Origin of the sequence: Kocuria sp. PD6 (genome assembly GCF_031844145.1) — a bacterium.
GTDB classification, from domain to species: Bacteria; Actinomycetota; Actinomycetes; order Actinomycetales; family Micrococcaceae; genus Kocuria; species Kocuria marina.
Genome location: NZ_JAUZUS010000004.1, coordinates 196,908 through 216,925, shown reverse-complemented (window position 1 = coordinate 216,925; position 20,018 = coordinate 196,908). Strand labels below are relative to the sequence as shown.

Annotated in this window: 16 protein-coding genes and 2 tRNA genes; 2 read left to right on the top strand and 16 right to left on the bottom strand. The window is 70.3% G+C overall.

What is annotated here, in order from left to right:
- Nucleotides 1-122 precede the first annotated feature (122 nt).
- Genes rsmD through thiL form a run of 4 tightly spaced genes read right to left on the bottom strand, consistent with a single transcriptional unit; the run spans nt 123 to nt 5,038 of the window.
- Complete coding sequence (gene rsmD, locus Q9R22_RS05430; RefSeq protein ID WP_131332707.1) at nt 123-716, bottom strand: 16S rRNA (guanine(966)-N(2))-methyltransferase RsmD; 594 nt, start codon at nt 714-716, stop codon at nt 123-125.
- Nucleotides 713-2,989 carry an ATP-dependent DNA helicase RecG gene (locus Q9R22_RS05425; protein ID WP_396415664.1) on the bottom strand — a complete coding sequence of 759 codons (2,277 nt, stop codon included), beginning with the start codon at nt 2,987-2,989 and terminating at the stop codon, nt 713-715. Before Q9R22_RS05425 ends, rsmD begins: the two co-directional genes overlap by 4 nt.
- Nucleotides 2,986-3,933: a DAK2 domain-containing protein gene (locus tag Q9R22_RS05420; RefSeq protein ID WP_239318329.1), complete on the bottom strand. Its 948-nt coding sequence runs from the start codon at nt 3,931-3,933 to the stop codon at nt 2,986-2,988. Before Q9R22_RS05420 ends, Q9R22_RS05425 begins: the two co-directional genes overlap by 4 nt.
- Nucleotides 3,923-5,038: a thiamine-phosphate kinase gene (thiL, locus tag Q9R22_RS05415; protein ID WP_131332706.1), complete on the bottom strand. Its 1,116-nt coding sequence runs from the start codon at nt 5,036-5,038 to the stop codon at nt 3,923-3,925. Before thiL ends, Q9R22_RS05420 begins: the two co-directional genes overlap by 11 nt.
- A gap of 74 nt (nt 5,039-5,112) precedes the next feature.
- Between thiL and Q9R22_RS05410 the strand changes: the two genes are divergently transcribed.
- Nucleotides 5,113-5,739, top strand: coding sequence for a DUF3515 family protein (locus tag Q9R22_RS05410; RefSeq protein ID WP_131332705.1), 627 nt, complete (start codon nt 5,113-5,115; stop codon nt 5,737-5,739).
- Nucleotides 5,740-5,748: 9 nt separating this feature from the next.
- Here the strand turns inward: Q9R22_RS05410 and Q9R22_RS05405 are convergent, their stop codons facing one another.
- The 7 genes from Q9R22_RS05405 to leuC form a co-directional block, all read right to left on the bottom strand.
- The gene (locus tag Q9R22_RS05405; protein WP_131332704.1) at nt 5,749-6,831 is read right to left on the bottom strand and encodes a sulfite oxidase; all 1,083 of its coding nucleotides are present in this window, start codon (nt 6,829-6,831) and stop codon (nt 5,749-5,751) included.
- Nucleotides 6,832-6,890: 59 nt separating this feature from the next.
- Nucleotides 6,891-8,042 (bottom strand): D-alanine--D-alanine ligase family protein, encoded by a 1,152-nt coding sequence (locus Q9R22_RS05400; RefSeq protein WP_035964592.1) that lies wholly within the window; start codon nt 8,040-8,042, stop codon nt 6,891-6,893.
- A complete protein-coding gene (locus tag Q9R22_RS05395) occupies nt 8,039-9,109 on the bottom strand; it encodes an NAD(P)H-dependent glycerol-3-phosphate dehydrogenase (RefSeq protein WP_131332703.1) in 1,071 nt (356 codons plus the stop codon). The genes Q9R22_RS05400 and Q9R22_RS05395 overlap by 4 nt, the downstream gene beginning before the upstream one ends.
- The gene (locus Q9R22_RS05390) at nt 9,106-9,849 is read right to left on the bottom strand and encodes a 1-acyl-sn-glycerol-3-phosphate acyltransferase (protein WP_098054707.1); all 744 of its coding nucleotides are present in this window, start codon (nt 9,847-9,849) and stop codon (nt 9,106-9,108) included. Before Q9R22_RS05390 ends, Q9R22_RS05395 begins: the two co-directional genes overlap by 4 nt.
- 72 nt (nt 9,850-9,921) lie before the next feature.
- Nucleotides 9,922-11,241, bottom strand: coding sequence for a UDP-N-acetylglucosamine 1-carboxyvinyltransferase (murA, locus tag Q9R22_RS05385; protein WP_311254116.1), 1,320 nt, complete (start codon nt 11,239-11,241; stop codon nt 9,922-9,924).
- Between the two features lie 97 nt (nt 11,242-11,338).
- Nucleotides 11,339-11,938, bottom strand: a complete 600-nt coding sequence (leuD, locus tag Q9R22_RS05380; RefSeq protein ID WP_035964598.1) for a 3-isopropylmalate dehydratase small subunit — start codon at nt 11,936-11,938, stop codon at nt 11,339-11,341.
- Nucleotides 11,939-11,984: 46 nt separating this feature from the next.
- On the bottom strand, nt 11,985-13,418 hold the full coding sequence (gene leuC, locus Q9R22_RS05375) for a 3-isopropylmalate dehydratase large subunit (protein WP_098054710.1): 1,434 nt from the start codon (nt 13,416-13,418) through the stop codon (nt 11,985-11,987).
- 160 nt (nt 13,419-13,578) lie between these two features.
- Here leuC and Q9R22_RS05370 point away from each other — a divergent pair, with 160 nt between their 5' ends.
- A complete protein-coding gene (locus Q9R22_RS05370) occupies nt 13,579-14,391 on the top strand; it encodes an IclR family transcriptional regulator (RefSeq protein ID WP_098054712.1) in 813 nt (270 codons plus the stop codon).
- 63 nt (nt 14,392-14,454) lie between these two features.
- Here the strand turns inward: Q9R22_RS05370 and Q9R22_RS05365 are convergent, their stop codons facing one another.
- From Q9R22_RS05365 to gltX, 5 genes are all read right to left on the bottom strand, one after another.
- Nucleotides 14,455-16,122 carry a GTPase gene (locus Q9R22_RS05365; protein ID WP_131332701.1) on the bottom strand — a complete coding sequence of 556 codons (1,668 nt, stop codon included), beginning with the start codon at nt 16,120-16,122 and terminating at the stop codon, nt 14,455-14,457.
- On the bottom strand, nt 16,119-17,873 hold the full coding sequence (locus Q9R22_RS05360; RefSeq protein ID WP_131332700.1) for a dynamin family protein: 1,755 nt from the start codon (nt 17,871-17,873) through the stop codon (nt 16,119-16,121). Before Q9R22_RS05360 ends, Q9R22_RS05365 begins: the two co-directional genes overlap by 4 nt.
- A 120-nt stretch (nt 17,874-17,993) precedes the next feature.
- Nucleotides 17,994-18,066: transfer RNA gene (locus Q9R22_RS05355), tRNA-Glu, on the bottom strand.
- 164 nt (nt 18,067-18,230) lie between these two features.
- Nucleotides 18,231-18,302: transfer RNA gene (locus tag Q9R22_RS05350), tRNA-Gln, on the bottom strand.
- Between the two features lie 143 nt (nt 18,303-18,445).
- Nucleotides 18,446-19,966: a glutamate--tRNA ligase gene (gene gltX / locus Q9R22_RS05345; protein ID WP_131332699.1), complete on the bottom strand. Its 1,521-nt coding sequence runs from the start codon at nt 19,964-19,966 to the stop codon at nt 18,446-18,448.
- Nucleotides 19,967-20,018 lie beyond the last annotated feature (52 nt).

The window sequence follows — 20,018 nt, the reverse complement described above, 5'->3', positions numbered from 1 at the left end:
CGACGACGGCGCGCTCGGCCTCGCGCAGCTCCGGCTCGCGAGGTACCTGAGCCGGTGCAGCTCACCAGGTCGACCGCGCAGGGGCCCGGGTCGACGACGCCAGGGCCGGGGTACCGCCGAGGTCAGTCCGCGTCCGAGGCACCGGGCGCGTCGTCGTCCGCTTCGAGGAACCACAAGCGGGTCTCGCCATGCTCGCCGTCCTCGAAACGGCGCAGGCCGCGGGGCCAAGCGGGCTCCTCGGTGTGTGTGGAACGCTCGACCGCGATCACCCCACCCGGCCCCAGCCGACCCGCGAGCCGCGAGAGCGTCCGGGCGAGCTCATCGTTGTCCAGAGGGTAGGGCGGGTCGGCGAGCACGAGGTCCCAGCGGTGGTGCGCGGCGCGGCCCAGGTACCCGGCCACGGCGGACTGCACGGTGATGATCTTGGTGTCCGGGCACGACGCCGCTACGAGCGTCGCGTTCTCCCGGCACACCGCCGCCGCCACGGCCGCTCGTTCCACGAGCGTGACGGTCGCGGCTCCGCGGCTCGCCGCCTCGAGGCCCAGGGCGCCCGAGCCCGCGAAGAGGTCGAGGACGCGTGCGCCCTCACACATGCCCCAGGCGTCGAGCCGGGCGAACAGTGATTCCTTGACCCGGTCGGTCGTGGGTCGTGTGGCCGAGCCGGGCACCGACTTCAAGCGTTGGCCGCCGGCTCGTCCGGCTATGATCCGTGTCATCCTCGCTCCAGGAATGCTTGTCGGTCCTCGTCCAGGACCCGTGTGATCGCCGCACGCAGGGCGGGGTGTTCGGTGAGCTGCGGGTCGTCGTGGACCACGATCTCCGCGGCGGCCCTGGCCCGTGCGACAAGGGCCTCGTCCCGCAGTGCACTGATCCACCGTAGGCCGGAGCGGCCCCCGGACTGGGACGCGCCCAGGATGTCCCCCTCCTTGCGCAGGCTCAGATCGACTTCCGCGAGATCGAAGCCGTCCGTGGTCGCGGCCACGGCGTCGAGACGCGCGCGCCCGGGATGATCGGGGGGCGTGCGGGTCACGAGCAAGCACGTGCCCGGGTGCTCACCGCGCCCGATCCGCCCGCGCAGCTGGTGTAGTTGGGAAATCCCGAACCGTTCCGGGTCCGCGATGATCATGAGCGTGGCGTTGGGGACGTCCACCCCGACCTCGATCACCGTGGTGGAAACCAGTACGTCGGTGTTCCCCGCCGCGAAGTCCGCCATGGTGCGAGCCTTGAGTGGCGTGTCCTGGCGCCCGTGCAGCACGGCCACGCGGGCGCCCCGAAGCTCGGGCTGTGCGGCCACGAGCTCGGTGAGCCACGTGACGGTCGCGGGCTCGAGATCCTCCTCTTGCGTCTCGATGGAATCGCGCAGGCTCTCGAAGGGGGGCACCGCGGCGTCATCGCCGATCTTGGGCGCGACGACGTAGACCTGCCGGCCGCGCGCGACGTGCTCCGCGGCGAGCGCCCACACGCGGCGCTCCCAGGCCGGGCCGTGCTCGGCGAGGCCCACGACGAACGTGTCGATGGGTTGGCGCCCGCCCGGCAACTCCCGCAGTGTGCTCACGTCCACGTCGCCGAAGACCGTCATGGCCACGGTGCGCGGGATGGGCGTGGCCGTCATCACGAGGGTGTGCGGGGCCTGGCCGGCCTTGTCCCGGAGGGCGTCGCGTTGCTCCACGCCGAAGCGGTGCTGCTCGTCCACGACGGCCAAGCCGAGGTCCGCGAACTGCACCGCGTCCTGGATCAGGGCATGGGTGCCCACCACGATGCCCGCGGCGCCGCTGGCGATGTCCAGGAGGGCCTTGCGGCGGGCGGGTGCGGACATGCTGCCGGTGAGCAGGGTGACCCGTGTGGCCTCCGGGTCCCCACCCAGCTGCCCGGCCATGGCGAGGGGGCCCAGTGCGGCCGTGATCTTCTCGTGGTGCTGCGCGGCGAGCACCTCGGTGGGGGCGAGCATGGCCGCCTGACCGCCGTGGTCCACGACCTGGAGCATGGCCCGCAGCGCGACCACGGTCTTACCGGAGCCCACATCGCCCTGCAGCAACCGGTTCATGGGTGCGGTGCCCGCGATCTCCCTGGAGATCTCCTCCCCGACCGCCCGCTGGCCAGGGGTCAGGGCGAAGGGCAGGGAGGCGTCGAAGCGGGCCAACAGGCCGTCCTCCCGCGGTGGTCGTGGGGCCACCGGATGCGCGGCGTGCTCAGCGCGACGGCGCACGAGCTCGGCCTGCAGGACGAACGCTTCCTGGAACCGGAACCGATTGCGCGCCCGTTCGTAGGCCGCCACGGTCTCGGGAACGTGCAGATCCCGGTAGGCCTGTCCCGGTTCCGGCAGTCCCTGCGCGGCGACGACGTCGGGCGGCAGCGGGTCCTGGATCGCGTCCAGGTCCGCGGTGAGCAGTACGTGCTGGACCACCTTTCCGATCCGCGGCGTGGTGAGCTTGCCGGACTCCGGGTACACGGGGATGGGCATGAGCTCACCGGAGTCCGAGGTGGCACGGGACACCGATTCGGGGGTGTCCACGAGGGCGTAGTCCGCGCCCGCCATCGACAGGTTCCCCCGGTAGAACTCCGGTTTCCCCGTGAACAGGGCGAGCGCCCCCACGGGGAGGTCCTTCTGGGCGGAGTACGCGTTGAAGAACGTGATCTTCAGGTAGGCACCGGAGTCGTCCGAGACCGTGACGTCCGTGAGACTGCGCCGAGGATCACTGCGCATGCGCCGGGTGCTTGTGCTCTCGACGCGTGCGACGAACGAGGTCCGCTCCCCCGCCACCAGGTCCGTGAGCGCCTGGATCTTCCCCCGGCGGATGTAACGCCGTGGCGCGTGGTCCAGCAGTTGGCCCACCGTGGTGATCCCCAGGTCCTTGGCCAGCAGGGACACCGTGGAGCGCGGGGACTTCCCGGGGACGTAACGGGTCAGGGGCTGGTCCAGCAGGTCCGCGAAGGCGGGCAACCCCTGCGGCGCGGCAGGCGCATCCCCGTCCGGCTGGTGGCTGGTCACCGTGGCTCCGCCGCGAGGGACGTCACTGTCACATTGCGCGCGGTGCCGCGCTGGCGCATGAGGTCCAGCGCGGTGTCCGGGTCCGCGACGTGCACGTGGACGCGCCACGTGTACCCGTTCTCGTTCTCACTGACCGCGCTGACGATCACACTGTCCCCGGCGTCGTCGAGCTCGTGGCGCAGTTCGGCGGCGTCCAAGGCGGAGAGGTCCATGGTGCCCATGACCTCGTACCCATCCGAGGGCTCCTGTTCGCCACTCGTGAGCGGCAGCGCGTGGTCCCGGACGATGTCCTGCACGGGGTCCGCGGCCGAGTCCTCCCCGCTGAGTTCGGTGCGCAGCGCCGCGAGGATGACGAGCATGCCGAGCGCGCCGGAATCCACCGTGCCGCGTTCAGTGAGCACCGGAATCTGGTCTACGGTGTCGATCACGGCCTGCGTGGCGGCCTGCACCATGAGGTCCAGCCACTCGACGAGCTGCTGATTGGACCCTTCCGCGGCGGTGTCCGGGACGGGTACCTCCCCGGCGGCCTGCAGGACGGAGATCATGGTCCCCGGAACGGGCTCGGTGAGTGCGGACCAGCACCGGACCTGGGCTGCCATGAGCGCCGCCTTGAGCTGCGCGGCGGTCAGCCGCACGCAGCCCTCCACCGCCTGGCCCATGGCGGTCAACGCCACCGCGGCCAGTACGCCGGAGTTCCCGCGGGCCTGTTCGAGGGCGGCCTGGCCCGCGTAGACGAGCAGTTCGCCCACGTCCCTGCCCTCGATCAGGTGCGCGGCCTCCGCCGCGAATCCCACCGTGGCGCTGAGGTTCGCACCGGTGTCCGCGTCCGCGACGGGGAAGACGTTGAGATCGTCTAGGACGTCCGCGTGCTCGCGCAGCCGGCGGTGCGCGGCGTCGAGCCAGTTGCGTATCTCGGTGGTAGACGAGCCGACTCTATGGCTCAAAGTGATCCCATCCTTCGACGACATCGCGACCAAACCACTGCCGGGGGCTCCGGCCCGCAATGGTCACGGTGCCGCGCTCGTGGCCCCGCTGCCGTGCTCCGTTCCCTGCTGACGAGCCACCGCCCCGGGGGCCGTCCTCGCGGGGCAAGGGTGCACACGAGCCTATCGCACGGACCCCGGACGGCAGCGGGGAATCCACAGGGAGCACGGCGAGCAGACCGTGGTCCTCACCCCCCGTGAGCACCCACTGCCACGGGTCCACCCCAACGGCCTCCCCCGCGTGGGCGAGCGTGTGCACCGCGGGTTCCAGGGCCTGCGGGTCCAGGTCGATGCTCACGCCGCTCGCTCGTGCGATCCGGCGAACATCGCGCAACAGACCGTCCGAGATGTCGAGCATGGCGATCGCCCCTGCCCGAGCGAGTTCCGCCCCCACGGAAACGGGCGGGGCCGGTCGCAGTTGGGCGCGGTGCAGCGCGGTCCGTTCGGGCTCGGGGACGCCGTCCCAGCGCCCTGGCACGGGGGTCTGCAGGGCGTCCAGTCCGGCCGCCGCGCGGCCGAGCACGCCCACGTGCACGAGAGTCCCGCCCCGTCCGGCCCCACTGCGCAGTACGGGCTCACCCTCGAGCCTGCCCAGGACCGTGGCCGTGACGGACAGTTCCCGCCCCCACCCGAGGTCCCCGCCCACGAGCGCACACTCCGCCGCGCCCAGTTCACCGAAGGCCCGCGAGAGTCCCGCCGCGAACTCGGAAACCCATGCGACCTGGGTGTCCCCCGGCATGGTGAGGGACACGACCATGGCCGTGGGCACGGCCCCCATGGCGGCGATGTCCGCGAGGTTCTGCGCGGCGCACTTGTGCCCCACGTCCGCGCCGGTGGTGCGGTAACCGCACGGCCACACGATCGCGAAGTCCTGGTCCACGGTCAGCGTGTCCGTGGTGACCATCACCCGCTCGCCGGGGGCCGCGATCACGGCGCAGTCGTCCCCGGGTCCCACCAGGACGTGCGGTCCGTCCGTGGTGGCGCCCGGGAGGAACGCGTCCAGCAGCTCGGTCTCGCTGAGCTGGGACACGGTGGTCCCGGGCGGGGCGGCGGGCTCGTGCGTCATGTCCCTTACACTAGCGAGCCATTCCGACGGGCACAGTCACCGAACTCCCGGGTGCAGCACCTATCCTGGGTGCCATGATTCCCCCGGCCCCGCAGCACCCGTCCACGCCCACGTCCGCCGCGCAGGCCCCCGGGACTCGGCCGCGGCTGCGCGGCGTCGTACGAGGCGCAGGGCACGCCGCCGCCACGGGGCGCGGGAGGGCGCGACCGACGTCGTCGTCCCGCCGCCGCGTGGTCGGCGCGGCTGTCGTAGGTGCGCTCGTGCTCACCGGGTGCGGTTCGACCGTAACCGTGGACGGCGCCCCGGACAACGCCAACCCCGACTGCGCGTCCGTGATGCTCGCGATGCCCGAGTCGGTGAGCGGGATGGATCAGCGGGAGACCTCGAGCCAGGGCACCACGGCCTACGGGGACCCGTCGGCCATGATCGTGCGCTGCGGCGCGGAGGAACCGGGACCCACCACGGACCCGTGCACGAACGTCAACGGCGTGGACTGGCTGATCTCCGAGGTGCCGGATCAGAAGGACCAGTGGCGCGCGGTGACCTACGGCCGTTCCCCCGCGGTGGAGGTGCTCTTCGACAGCAGCCGCGTGCCGTCCTCGACCGCACTCGTGGACACGGGATCCGCCATGCAGAACATCGAGCAGACCCGGCAGTGCCTGTCCGTCAAGGACACCCTGGAGCAGCAGGGCCGCCCCTAGAAGGCGGCCTCACTCGACCGTGACCTCCACCCGGGCCCACGAGTTGTTCACGTAACCCTTGGGGTTCCACAGCGCTCGCGGTGACTCCGGCTGGCACGCGCCGGTGCTGTCCCACGCGCGGGCCATCAGGACATGGGACCCGGCCCCGGTCACCGGGACAAGTGCCTCCCAGTGCTGCCACGCCCACGGGGAGGCCGCCACATCCAGCTCGGCCTGGTGCCACGTGCGCCCGTCGTCCCCGGAGACGTCCACGCGCGCCACCGTGCGATCGTCCCCCGCGTACGCGTACCCGGTGACGCGCACCGGACCGCCCGGAACGTGCTCATGCTCCTCCGGGCTCAGGATGTCGCAGTTCAACGCGACGGATCCCAGACTGATGCCGTCCCCCGGCCCGGCGTGATCCGGGTCCGCCTCGGGCGGCAGGACGCGATAGGCCGTGGCCTGGAAGTAGTTCTCGGACGGGTCCGCGCGCACCGTGATCCCGCGCAACCACTTGACGCTGCGCGCCCCCACGTACCCGGGGACGACGACGCGCACGGGCGCCCCGTGCACCACGGGCAGGGGTTCGCCGTTCATCGCCCACGCGAGCAGCACCTCGGACGACAACGCCTTGGCGAGCGGGATCGACCCGCCGTAGGCCTGCGGGGGATCCGCGAGGTCGGAGACGTCCGAGGCCGTGAACTCCACGTGCCGGGCGCCGTTCGCGACACCGACCGACCGCAGGACGTCGCACAATCGAGCCCCGGTCCACGGCGCGGTGGAGGTGGCCCCGGGTCCCCACGGGTCCTCCCCCGGGATGTCACGCACGGGCAGGAAACCGGCACGGCGATTGCCCGCGCACTGCATCGTGGCCGTGAGCGTGTGGTGCGTGAACTCCTCCCGCAACCGTTCCGGCGTGAAGCTCGCGGGCTCGTCGACGAGCCCGTCGACCGTGACCGCCCAGTCCCCGGGGTCGTTCTCGGGCACCGGGCCGTGATTGCGCACGTAGAAGGAATCGGGGGTCGTGATCGGATCGTGGAGTCCCGACCGGGGTGGTTCCGCGTTGTACGGGTCGGTCTCGTGGACGATCATGTCATCGCGTTTGTGCCACACGGGGTGCCCCTTCCGACCCCGGCGTTCACGCGACCCTCACGCGGCGTGCGTGGGCGGATTCAGCGCAGCCCCACGGGCCGTTCGAGCGCCAGGGTGATCAACTCGTCGATCAGTGCACTGTACTGCAGCCCGCTCGCGTCCCACATGCGCGGGTACATGGAGATGGGGGTGAACCCGGGCATGGTGTTGATCTCGTTGATGATCACGCGGTGATCGGGCGTCACGAAGAAGTCGCAGCGTGCGAGCCCCTCACCGTCCACGGCGTGGAACGCGCGCACCGCCTCGCGGCGCAGCGTGTCGATCACGTCCTCCGGGAGCTTCGCGGGGCACGAAAGTGCAGCGCCGTCGTCCTCAAGGTACTTGGCCTCGAAGTCGTAGAACGCGTGACCCTGCACCTCGATCTCCCCGGGCAGGGACGCGCGGGCATCGTCGGTGCCGTGGCCACCCAGGACGGCGCACTCGATCTCACGGCCGTCGATGCCCGCCTCGATCACGAGCTTGCGGTCGTGTTCGCGCGCGGTCTCGATGGCCGCGTCCAGTCCGGAGGGGTCGTCCACCCGGGTGATCCCGAAGGACGACCCGGCGCGCGCGGGCTTGACGAAGACCGGGAAGCCCAGCTCGGCGACGGCGCGGTGCACGCCCTGCGGGTCGGTGCGCCACGTGCGGTCGTGGACCACGGTGTACGGACCCACCTCGAGTCCGGCGGCCTGGAACGCGAGCTTCATGAAGTGCTTGTCCATCCCGATCGCCGAGGCCGCCACGCCGCACCCCACGTACGGCAGGTCCGCGAGCTCGAGCAGCCCCTGCAGGGTCCCGTCCTCACCGAACGGACCGTGCAGCAACGGGAAGACGATGTCCACGTGGCGGCCGCGGGTCAGGGCGGCACCGTGCTCGTCCGAATCGTGGATCAGCAGCCGGCTGTCCCCCGTCTGCAGGGGCAGGCTCACTCGTCGCCGCCCCACGGGCAGCTGCGCCATGGGCTGCTCGTCGAGCAGCGCCTCGAGTTCCTCCTGGGAGTACAGGAACCATGCGCCGTCCGTGGAGATCCCCACACTCACCACGTCCCATGTGTCACGGTCGATGGCCCGCAGTACCGAGCGCGCCGTGATGAGGGAGACGGAATGTTCCGACGAGCGCCCGCCGAACACGACCGCGACACACGGCTTACTGCCCGCGGCGGTGGACTCGGGGTTCTCGTGGGTGGTGCTCATGCGCTGTTCCCTTCGGATTTCAGATCGCGGCCCAACAGCCTGGGCGCCAGTTCGTGGACCGGAACGTCGTTGCGCAGTACGCTCACCACGGCCTCCGTGATGGGCATGTCCACGCCGTGGCGGCGCGCGAGGGCGAGGACCGCGGGGGCGGACTTGATCCCCTCCGCGGTCTGGGTCATGGCGTCCTGCACCTGCTCGAGGCTCAGTCCGGCCCCCAGGAGCCTACCGGCCGTGTGGTTGCGGGACAGGGAGGACGAGCACGTGGCCACGAGGTCGCCCATCCCGGACAACCCCGACAAGGTGGTCAGGTCGCCGCCCAGCGCCAGGGCCAGCCGTGTGGTCTCGGCCAGGCCGCGCGTCATGACCGAGGCCTTGGAGTTGTCCCCGTAGCCGCGGCCGTCGCAGATCCCCACGCACAGGGCGATCACGTTCTTCACGAGACCGCCGATCTCGGTGCCGATCACGTCCGTGTTCGTGTAGGGCCGGAAATAGGGTGCGGCACAGCAGCGCGCAACCCACGCGGCGGTGTCGTGATCGGTGGCCGCGACCACGGACGCCGTGGGTTCCTCCCGCGCGATCTCCATGGCCAGGTTGGGCCCCGAGAGCACGCACGTGCGCCGGGCCCACTCCTCCGCGGTGCGCTGCGTGTGTTCGGCGAGCACCTGAGCGACCACCTGGGTCATCCGCAGCCCGGTCCCGGATTCGAGTCCCTTGGCCAGGGACAGGATCACGGCCTCCGGTTCCACGTACGACGCCGCCGCGCCCAGTTGCGCGCGCAGCGATTGGGCGGGGATCGCGGCGACCACGAGGTCCGCTCCCGCGAGCGCCGAGCGCAGGTCGCTCGAGTACTCGAGGGTTTCCGGTAGCTCAATCTCCGGGACGTAGCGGTCGTTGCGGTGCTCGCGGGCGATCCGCTGCATCGACTCGGGATCGCGGCCCCACAGACACACGGTGCGCTGGGCGCCGGCATCCGCGGCGGCGTCCGCGAGGACCTTGGCGAACGTGGTGCCCCACGAACCCGCTCCCAGCACGGTGACCTTGCGGGGACCGTTCGGATCCGGCGTCACGGGGCCACCTTCCCGGCTCGCGGGTCGAAGAGCTCGCGCGGTGCTTCTTCTTGCCGCAACTCACCCAGTAGATCGGTGATCGCACCCATGATGGATTCGGTGGCCTTCGTGAGCTCGTCGGAGGACGGATGACCAGGGCGCTGGAGACCGCCGGGGACGAGGTCCTCCGGGTGCATCGGCTCTCCCACGAGCACGTCCACGCGCTTACGGGGCCACAGGCTCACCGTGCGGTGACCGCTGGGGTCCCGGTACAGGATCTCCTGGTCCCCCCAGTGCGCCATGGGCACCACCGGGACGCCGGCCTTGAGCGCGAGACGAGCGGCTCCCGTGCGCCCGCGCATGGGCCACATCTCGGTGTCCAGCGTGATGGTGCCCTCCGGATACACGATTACGGCGCCGCCGCTGTCGAGTTCGGCCAGGGCGGCCACCAGGGAGTCCTTGGCGCGCGAGGTTCCGCGGTACACGGGGACCTGCCCGATCTTCGCGATGATGGTGCCCACCACCGGGACCCGGAACAACGACTCCTTAGCCAGGAACCGCGGCATGATCCCGGACGCGTACACCGGGTAGGCCACGGTGATCGGATCGAGCTCCGTGAGGTGGTTGGCCACCACCACGAAACCGCCGGAGTCCGGGAAGTTCTCCCGGCCACGCCAGTGGGATCTGGCGAACAGTCGGTAGACGGGGATCACCATCCCCGCGAGGACGCGGAACGTTGAACGCTGCGAGGTCCTACTCATCCGGGCTGTCACTCCTTGCTGGACGGATTGCAGTTCCCTCGATCGGGTGAGCCGTGCGGTGCGGGCGGGGGCTCACCGCTCGTCGACGGTGAAGTTCGCGCCCAGCCCACCCAGTTTGTCGGTGAAGTGCTCGTAGCCGCGCTTGATCAGTTCCACACCGGTCACGTGCGAGACGCCCTCCGCGGACAGCGCCGCGATCAGGTGGGAGAATCCGCCGCGCAGGTCCGGGATGTGGATGTCGGTGGTGTGCAACGGCGTGGGGCCGGAGATCACGGCGGAGTGCAGGAAGTTGCGCTGCCCGAAGCGGCACGGCACCGAGCCCAGGCACTCGCGGTGCAACTGGATCACGGCGCCCATGCGGTTGAGCGCGCGCGTGAAGCCGAAACGGTTCTCGTACACGGTCTCGTGCACGATCGACACGCCCTTGGCCTGGGTCAACACGACCACGAGCGGTTGCTGCCAGTCGGTCATGAATCCGGGGTGCACGTCCGTCTCCACGATCAGAGGGTTGAGGTCCTCGCCCGGGTGGTAGAAGCGGATGCCGTCCTCGCGGATGTCCAGCCCACCGCCCACCTTGCGGAAGGTGTTGAGGAAGGTCATCATGTCCGCCTGCTTGGCGCCGGCCACGAAGATGTCACCACCGGTGGCCAGTGCCGCGGAACCCCACGACGCCGCTTCCATGCGGTCGGGCAGCGCGCTGTGCACGTACCCCGTGAGTTCAGGAACGCCCTCGATGCGGATCACACGGTCCGTCTGCACGGTGATGAGCGCGCCCATCTTCTGCAGGATCGCGATCAGGTCCATGATCTCGGGCTCGGTCGCGGCACCGCGCAGCTCGGTATGGCCCTCGGCACGCGTGGCGGAGAGCAGCACCTGTTCCGTGGCCCCCACGGACGGGTACGGCAAGTCGATCTTGGCGCCCTGCAACCCGTGCGGTGCACTCATCCGGATCCCCGAATCGAGCTTCTCCACCTTGGCGCCGAAATTGCGCAGCACCTCGAGGTGGTAGTTGATGGGTCGGTCACCGATCCGGCACCCGCCCAGGTCCGGGATGAACGCCTCTCCCAGGGCGTGCAACAGCGGGCCGCACAGCAGAATCGGGATCCGCGAGTCGCCGGCGTGGGCGTCGATGTCCGCATGGCGGGCACGAGTCACGTTGGTGGGGTCGAGCGTCAACTCACCCCGCGCGTCCTCGCGCGTGACCTCCACACCGTGCAGGCTCAGCAGGTCCGTGACGACCTTGACGTCCTTGATCTCCGGCACGTTGCCCAGCGTGGAAGGAGTGGAGCCGAGCAGCGCGGCCACCATGGCCTTGGGAACCAGGTTCTTGGCGCCGCGTACCGTCACCTGACCCGACAGCGGAACGCCGCCGGTGATGCGCAAAGAAGTCATGACCTACCGATCTGCGGGAAGGGATCTCCCGGGCGCGGAACACGCACGGGACCTCGACATTCTACCGGCTCGAACCGCTGATCGGTCCAGCCGCCACTCAGGTTCGGGCGGGCAGCGTGGTGGGCTTGAACGCGGGGCGGGTGCGCTCGTACGCATCGATGTCCGCCTCATGCTGCAGGGTCAACCCGATGTCGTCGAGACCCTCCATGAGCCGCCAGCGGGTGTAGTCGTCGATCTGGAAGGGCACCGTCACGGGCCCGCACGTGACGGTGCGCGACTCCAGGTCCACCTGGATCTCCACGCCGGGCTGCTCCTCCATGAGCTTCCACAGCAGCTCTACGTCCGACTGGTCCACCTGCGCCGCAAGCAATCCCTGTTTGCCCGAGTTGCCGCGGAAGATGTCCGCGAAACGGGAGGAGATCACGGCCTTGAACCCGTAGTCGCGCAGCGCCCACACGGCGTGCTCGCGCGACGACCCCGTACCGAAGTCCGCGCCGGCCACGAGCACGGAAGCGTTGCGGTACTCGGGCTGGTTGAGCACGAACTCGGGGTTCTTGCGCCACCCGGCGAACAGGGCGTCGTCGAAACCGGTCTTGGTGATGCGCTTGAGGTAGACGGCGGGGATGATCTGGTCGGTGTCCACGTTCGACTGCTTGAGCGGGGCACCCACGCCCCGGTGGGTGGTGAACTTCTCCATGGCTGTGTCCTTTTCTGGTGGTGTACGTCGCGGCGGGTTGCGGGGCTCAGGCCACCGGCTCGAGGTCCGACGGCGCGCTGAGGGTCCCCCGCACGGCCGTGGCCGCCGCGACCACCGGCGACACCAGGTGGGTGCGCCCGCCCTTGCCCTGGCGCCCCTCGAAGTTGCGGTTGGACGTGGAGGCGCAGCGCTCCCCCGGCGCCAACTGGTCCGGATTCATCCCGAGGCACATGGAGCATCCCGCGAAGCGCCAGTCCGCGCCGAAGTCCGTGAACACTTTGTCCAGCCCCTCAGCCTCGGCCTGCAAGCGCACCTTGGCGGAACCGGGGACAACCATGACCCGCACGTTCTCGGCCTTGCTGCGGCCCTTGACGATCGCCGCGGCGGCCCGCAGGTCCTCGATGCGGGAGTTGGTGCACGAGCCCAGGAACACGGTGTCCACGGGGATCTGCTTCATGGGTGTTCCGGCTTCCAGGCCCATGTACTCGAGGGCGCGCCGCGCGGCGTCCTTGGCGTTGTCGTCCCCGGCGTCCTCCGGATCCGGGACCGCCTGGGACAGCGGCACGCCCTGACCCGGGTTGGTGCCCCACGTGACGAACGGCTCCAGTTCATCCGCGTTGATGAACACTTCGCGGTCGAACGTGGCGCCCTCGTCCGTGCGCAGGGTCTTCCAGTACTCCACGGCGGCGTCCCAGTCCTCACCCTGTGGCGCGTGCGGGCGGCCCTCGACGTAGTCGAACGTGGTCCGGTCCGGCGCGATCATCCCCGCCCGCGCACCCGCCTCGATCGACATGTTGCAGATCGTCATGCGCGCTTCCATGGACAGGGAGCGGATCGCGGACCCGCGGTACTCGAGCACGTGACCCTGCCCGCCGCCCGTGCCGATCTTGGCGATCACGGCCAGGATGATGTCCTTGGAACTGACCCCCGGCTTGAGCGTGCCCTCCACATTGATGGCCATGGTCTTGAACGGTGCGAGCGAGAGGGTCTGGGTGGCCATGACGTGCTCCACCTCGGACGTGCCGATCCCGAACGCGAGCGCCCCGAAGGCTCCATGCGTGGATGTGTGGGAGTCACCGCACACCACGGTCATCCCCGGCTGGGTCAGCCCCAGCTGCGGACCCACCACGTGCACGATCCCCTGTTCGGCGTCCCCCAGGGAGTGCAGCCGCACACCGAATTCCTCGCAGTTGCGGCGCAGCGTCTCGATCTGCTTGCGGGAGGTCTCGTCCGCGATGGTCGAGAAGATGTTTTCGGTGGGCGTGTTGTGATCCTCGGTCGCGATTGTCAGATCGGTGCGCCGAAGTCCGCGTCCGGCCAGCCGCAGGCCTTCGAAGGCCTGGGGGCTCGTGACCTCGTGGAGCAGGTGGAGGTCGATGTAGATCAGGTCGGGGCGTCCGGCCTCACCCTGGCGCACCAGGTGGTCGTTCCACACCTTCTCCGCCAGCGTCCGCGGCGCGGTGGTCTGTGTGCTCGTCATCTCGTCACTCCTGCTCGTGTCCTGGCGTGCGGTGGGCGACGCCGCGTGGGCGGCGTTCGCGCGTCCCGCACGTGACCGTTGCCATCATGGTCATTGCTCGCGGCGAGTAGTTCCACTCCTCGGACTTGCTTCTCGCATTGTGAGACGGCAATATCAAGGCATGGACACGACGCACGCGATGGATCCTTCCGGAGCCCCCCTGGGCTCTCCCCTGGGCGGCCGAGGGACGGGCTCGGGCATGCCCGAGGAGTCCTCGTTCTCCCCCTCCGGCGTGGGGGTCATCGACAAGGCCTCCCTCATCCTGGACGCCCTTGAGGCCGGCGCGGCCTCCCTCGCGGATCTCGTGGAGACCACGGGGCTCGCGCGACCCACCGCCCACCGGCTCGCAGTGGCGCTCGCCCATCACCGGTTCGTGGGCCGGGACGTGCACGGGCGCTTCGTCCTCGGGTCCCGCCTCGTGGAGCTCGCCTCGGCCGCGGGTGAGGACCGGCTGATCTCTGCCGCGGCCCCCGTGCTCCTGCAGTTGCGGGACAGTACCGGTGAGTCCTCCCAGGTGTTCCGCCGCCAGGGCGAGTGGCGCGTGTGCGTGGCCTCGGCCGAACGGCCCATCGGCTTGCGCGACACGATCCCCGTGGGCACCCAGTTGTCCATGAAGGCGGGCTCCGCCGCGCAGGTGCTCGTGGCGTGGGAGGACCACGCGCGCCTGATCGAGGGGCTGCATCACGCGCGGTTCTCCGCCACGACCCTCGCCGGGGTACGACGCCGCGGCTGGGCCCAGTCGATCGGCGAACGCGAACCGGGGATCGCCTCGGTCTCCGCGCCCGTGCGTGGACCCTCGGGCAGGGTGATCGCCGCGGTGTCCATCTCGGGACCCATCGAACGCCTGTCCAAGCAGCCCGGTCGGAAGCACGCGGACATCGTGGTCCAGGCGGCCCGGCACCTCTCGGAGGCCGTGCGCGTCAGCGCCGCGTGAGCCCGTGGGCGCAACCCGGGCCGGGCGCATCCGCAAGGGTGAGCCCCGAGCACGCCGTGCAGGTCAGCGCCGCGTGAGCGCCGCCCGTGCCACGGCCCCGGTGAACTCGCGGTGCGCCTCGAGTTCGTGTTCCACCGGGGCCTGGACCGTCTCCTCGGCGGTCGTGCGGACGGAACGCTGCAAGCGACGTCGTACCCGCGAGGCCCGGACACGGGACGCGAGCGACGCGATCACCGCGCCCGTGAGCGCGAGGAAGAGCGCGAGCACGACCCCCGCGAGCACCATGAGCGTGGGCACGGGTAGTGGGAAGCCCTCGACCGTGGGTGGCGGGGGCAGGGGGATCTGGAAGTACTCGGCCAGGAACAGACCCAGCAACCACAACAGACCGAGCACCGTGACGAGCATGGCGAGCCACTGCAGGACGTCGAAGACGATCCACCACCAGGACGCCCCGCGCGCGGAGAACTTGGTGCGTGCGACGGCTTGGTCCAGCGCGTCCGGCAACCGCTGTTCGTTGCTGCGGGCGGCGCCACGGATGCTGCGCCGCCACGGCTCCCCAGCGCCCTGGGAGACGTCGTCCGCGAAACCGCGCACGGCGGAGTCCGCGGCGGCCTTCTGGGACGCGTTCATGGGCGGCAGGGACGTGCGGTGCACCCCGGGGTCCGAGTGCTTGTCATGGCTCTCGATGTGCAGGCGCTTGAGCGGGTCCTTGCGCAGGCGGGCGAGCCAGCGCGTGGCGATCCACCCGGTGTGCCGCCCCGCGCGCAACCGGTACGAACGGGCCGCGGCGTCCGCGACCAGGTCGATGCCGGCGGCACGCGCGAGCCCGGCGGTGAGCCGTTCACTCGCGTCCTTGGTGATCCCGCGCGGATCGCCCTCCCCCGCGGCGCGCGCGAGTTCCCCGGCGCTGTGAATGACGTCCGCCTCGAGCCGCTGCCCGGCGGCGGCGCGTTGGGCGGCCACGGCGTGGATCCGGTCCCGCAGCTGCGGGACACCCTGACCCGTGAGAGCGGAGACGGCCACGGGCGCGCTCGGCCCGGTCGCGGGGAGGCCGTCCTGCGCCACGAGTTCCGTGAGCGATGCGAGCACCGAGGGGACGTCCCGCTCATCGAGCCGGTCCGCCTGGTTGAGCACGACCATGGTCACGGCGCCGTGGCGCGCGAGAGGCTGCACGAAGTCCTGGTGCAACACCGCGTCCGCGTACTTCTGGGGGTCCACGACCCACACGACCACGTCCACGAGACCGACCATGCGCTGGACGATCTGCCGGTGTTCCCGCGTCACGGAGTCGAAGTCCGGCAGGTCCAGCAGCACGAGCCCACCGCTCGTGGTGCTCGCCTTGCGCCCGCGCCCGGTGGACGTGCTCAGCGCGGGACCCACGACCCTGCGGTCAGCGACGTCGAGCCAGTCGAGCAGCGGCTGGCTGCCCTCATCCCCCCAGATCGCGGCGAGCGGTGCGGAGGTCGTGGGTCGGCGCGCCGCACTACGGGCGAGGTCCCGACCGACCACGGCGTTGAACAGGGAGGACTTGCCGGAGCCCGTGGCGCCGAAGAAGCCCACCACGGTGTGGTCCGCAGACAGCGCCCGGCGCTGCGCGGCGCGCTCGAGGGTCTCCCGCGCACCCCGGATCACCTCGGCGTCCAGGCGACCCTCCGCGATCTCCACGGCCTGCGCGAGTCCGGAGATCCGATCGGACAGGGACACGTCCTGGTCCCGGGAACGCGGGTTCACAGGGCCTCACTCTCTGCGCGCACGCGGGCGGCCGCTGCGTGCAGTTGCTCGGCCGAGGGGTGCTCCCCGAGTTCGTCGATCGTGTCCAGGAACTGCTTGGCCCGACCGGCCAGCATCGTCCGGATCCGGGTCTCCAGGTTCTTGCGCGCCTGGTCGCTCATCCGGCGCACGGCGTCCTCACCGAAGACCGCCTCGAGCAGTTTGGTCCCCACGACACCCGAACCGCCCGCGATCCCGACCTCCAGGCCGGTCAGCCCGCCCGTGGTCGAGAACACGGCGATCATGAGGATCACGGCGAGCGCGTTCACGCCCAGCGACATTGCGCGGGCCCGCGTGCGCTTGCCCGCGCCTTCCTGCTGGATCATGAGCATGACGTCCGACTGCCACGACCGGATGCTCTCCGCGACCTGGTCGGGGAAGTCCGGCGGCAGGGCGGCCGCATCCCGGCCCGCGAGCAACACCTGTCCGGCGGGCTCGTCACGCCAGCGCCGCTCGGCGGATTCCGCGGCACGGGCCGTGTTCTCCACGATCACGGCCTGCAGACCCGATTCGATGGCTTCCTCCACGCGCACCTCGGGTGCGGGTTGGCCCTTGAAGAACGCGGTCACCCGGTCCCGGAGCCGCCCGATTCCCGCCTCGAGGCTGCGGAAGAACTCGCCGGTTCCCACGAAGTCCTGCCAGCGTGCGAGCACCTCACCGCGCAACAGGGTCCCGTCCCGAGTGGAGTCGATGATCGCGCGCAGCGCCTCGTCGAAGGACGTGGTCACCTCGCGGCGCAGGTGCTCCTCCGTGTGCTGCTGGCCCGCCACGGCCTCCGCGGTGCGGTCGGTCGTGTCCGCGAGTTCCCGCACCGCTCCCCCGAGGGTGCGCGCGGCGATCTCCGAGCGGGCCTGCGCGTCCGCGCCGAGCGTCTCGAGCCACTCACGCAGCGGTTCCACGGCGGCCGGGGGCAGCATGCGCAGCTCGTTGAGCGGGGACTCCTCGACCACGAAGATCGGGGCGCCACCCAGTCCCTCCTCGTTGAGCATCCGCCGCAGGTCCTCCTCGATCTCCGCGGCCGACGACGCCTGCACCCGGTCCAGCACCACGGCCACCGTGATGTCGCGCCCCGCAGCGTTGCGCAGCAGCTGCCACGGCACGGCGTCCGCGTAGCGATTGGCGGTCGTGACGAACAGCCACAGGTCCGCGGCGGAGAGCAACTGGGCGGCCAGGGCCCGGTTATTGTCCGAGACGGAATCTACGTCCGGGGCGTCCAGGATCGCGAGGCCCTTGGGGATGTTCTGGTCCGCGAGCAACACGAGGGACCCAATGTCCTCCACGGCCGTCCCACCGTCGTCGGGCGCCGGCGCGGGGCGAGAGGGATCCACGAGGGTCCCCTGGACCCGGGCCAGGTGCGGCAGCACACGCTGAGTGGTGAACGCCCCCGCGTCGCTCGGGTGATGGATCAGCAGGGGTCTGCGCGTGGTGGGGCGAATGGCCCCGGAGCGTGTGACCGGGTGGCCCACGAGGGCGTTGACCAGGGTCGATTTTCCCGCGCCCGTGGAACCGCCCACCACGGCCAGCAGCGGGGCGTCCAACGAACGGACACGCGGCAGGACGTAGTCGTCCAACTGGGCCACGGCACGCGCCGCGTTCTCGCGCTGTTGCGCCGCGCTCGCCGTGGCGAGCGGCAGGGTCGTGGAGCGCAAGAGCTCACGCGTGGTCTCGAGGGACTCGATGAGCGGCACGGCCGGTGCGTTCTCGGTGTTCACACGATCATTGTGCCAGCCGTCACGCGGGCGTCGCGGCAGCGCGCCGGGAACGGACGGGAGCAGTGGGTGGCAGACATGCGAAGAGCCCCGGTTTCCGCGGAAACCGGGGCTCTTCCGTAGTGACCCCAGCGGGATTCGAACCCGCGTTACCGCCGTGAGAGGGCGGCGTACTAGGCCGCTATACGATGGGGCCGTGTACTTTCCGTGGACCGCTGTCGGAAACTCGTTCCTGTGCGGTCCCGCGTTGACGCACCAAACAGTAACATCTTCGCGGTAATGCTCCAATTCGGGAAAACCCACCGTGGAACAGCGGTGCTCGGTCCGTTCGAACCGTGGTCCGTCCGATGCCAGAAAGCGCTGGGATACCAGGACTCGAACCTAGAATGACGGTACCAGAAACCGTTGTGTTGCCAATTACACCATATCCCAAAGGTCTCGCTGCCCGCCCGGTCCGCACCGGATCGGCCGCGCAACGAGCAATAACTATACCCGGGGAACCCGCCGCTGCCAAACCGGTCCGCAGGGTGGGGGTCGCCTCCCGGGTGACACCCACCCGTCGCGGACGGATCGGGTCAGGACGCGGCGAGCTGCTCGCGCAGCGCGCGAATGCGCTTGAGTGACGATTCTTTCCCCAGGATTTCGAGGGATTCGAACAGGGGCGGGGAGATCCGCTGGCCGGACACTGCCGTGCGGACCGGGCCGAACGCCAGGCGCGGCTTGATCCCCAGCCCATCCACGATTGCCTCGCGCAGGGCGATCTCAATCTTCTCGGCCGAGAACTCCTCCAGCGACTCGAGAGCCGTGAGAGCGGCGTCGAGCACCTGGGGTGCGCTGTCCTTGAGCTGCTTGGCGGCGTCTGGGGCGATCTCGATCTGCTCGTCCGGCAGGAAGAGGAAGCCCAGCAGGCCGGGGGTCTCACCGAGCAGGTTCATGCGCTCCTGCACGAGCGGGGCGGCCCGATCCAGGACGTCGTTCTCCTTCTCGGTCAGGGTCTCCCCCACGAGGCCGGCGGAGCGCAGGTACGGGATCAGCCGGTCCCGGAAGTCCCGGGGGTCCAGCATGCGCACGTGCGTGCCGTTGATCGCCGTGGCTTTCTTGAGGTCGAAGCGCGCAGGGTTGGCCAGGACGTCGTGGATGTCGAAGTTCGCCACGAGTTGGTCCACGGTGAAGATGTCCTCGTCCGCGGACAGCGACCATCCGAGCAGGGCCAGGTAGTTCAGCAAACCCTCGGGGATGAACCCGTTGTCGCGGTGGTGGAAGAGGTTAGACTCCGGGTCCCGCTTGGAGAGTTTCTTGTTGCCCTCCCCCATGACGTAGGGCAGGTGCCCGAACTCGGGGATGAACTCGGCGACCCCGATGCCCATGAGGGCGCGGTACAGCGCGATCTGCCGGGGCGTGGAGGACAGCAGGTCCTCGCCGCGCAGTACGTGGGTGATCCCCATGAGGGCGTCGTCCACGGGGTTCACGAGTGTGTAGAGCGGCTGGCCGTTCGCGCGGGCCACCACGAAGTCCGGGACCGAGCCCGCCTTGAAAGTGATCTCACCGCGCACGAGGTCGGTGAACGTGATGTCCTCGTCCGGCATGCGCAGGCGTAGCACGGGCTTGCGGCCCTCGGCCCGGAACGCATCCTTCTGCTCCTCTGTGAGGTCGCGATCGAAGTTGTCGTACCCGCGCTTGGGGTCCTCACCCTTGGCACGGTGACGCTGCTCGACCTCCTCGGGCGTGGAGAAGTCCTCGTAGACGTAGCCGCCGGCCACGAGCCGGGTCAGGACGTCCTGGTAGATCTCGCCGCGCTGGGACTGCCGGTAGGGCTCGTGGGGTCCGCCCACGTTAACGCCCTCGTCCCACGTGATGCCCAGCCAGCCCAGGGCGTCCAGGATCTGCTGGAAGCTCTCCTCGGAATCGCGGGCGGCGTCCGTGTCCTCGATCCGGAACACCAGCGTGCCGCCCGTGTGGCGGGCCCACGCCCAGTTGAACAGGGCCGTGCGGATCAGACCCACGTGCGGGGTGCCCGTGGGGGACGGGCAGAAGCGCACGCGCACGGGTGCGTCGGCGGGAACGGTGGGGTGCAAAGTCGCTGCGTCGTCAGTCATGATGCGTTTATTCTACGGGGAGGAGTCATCCCCGCGGCGGGTACGGGGACTG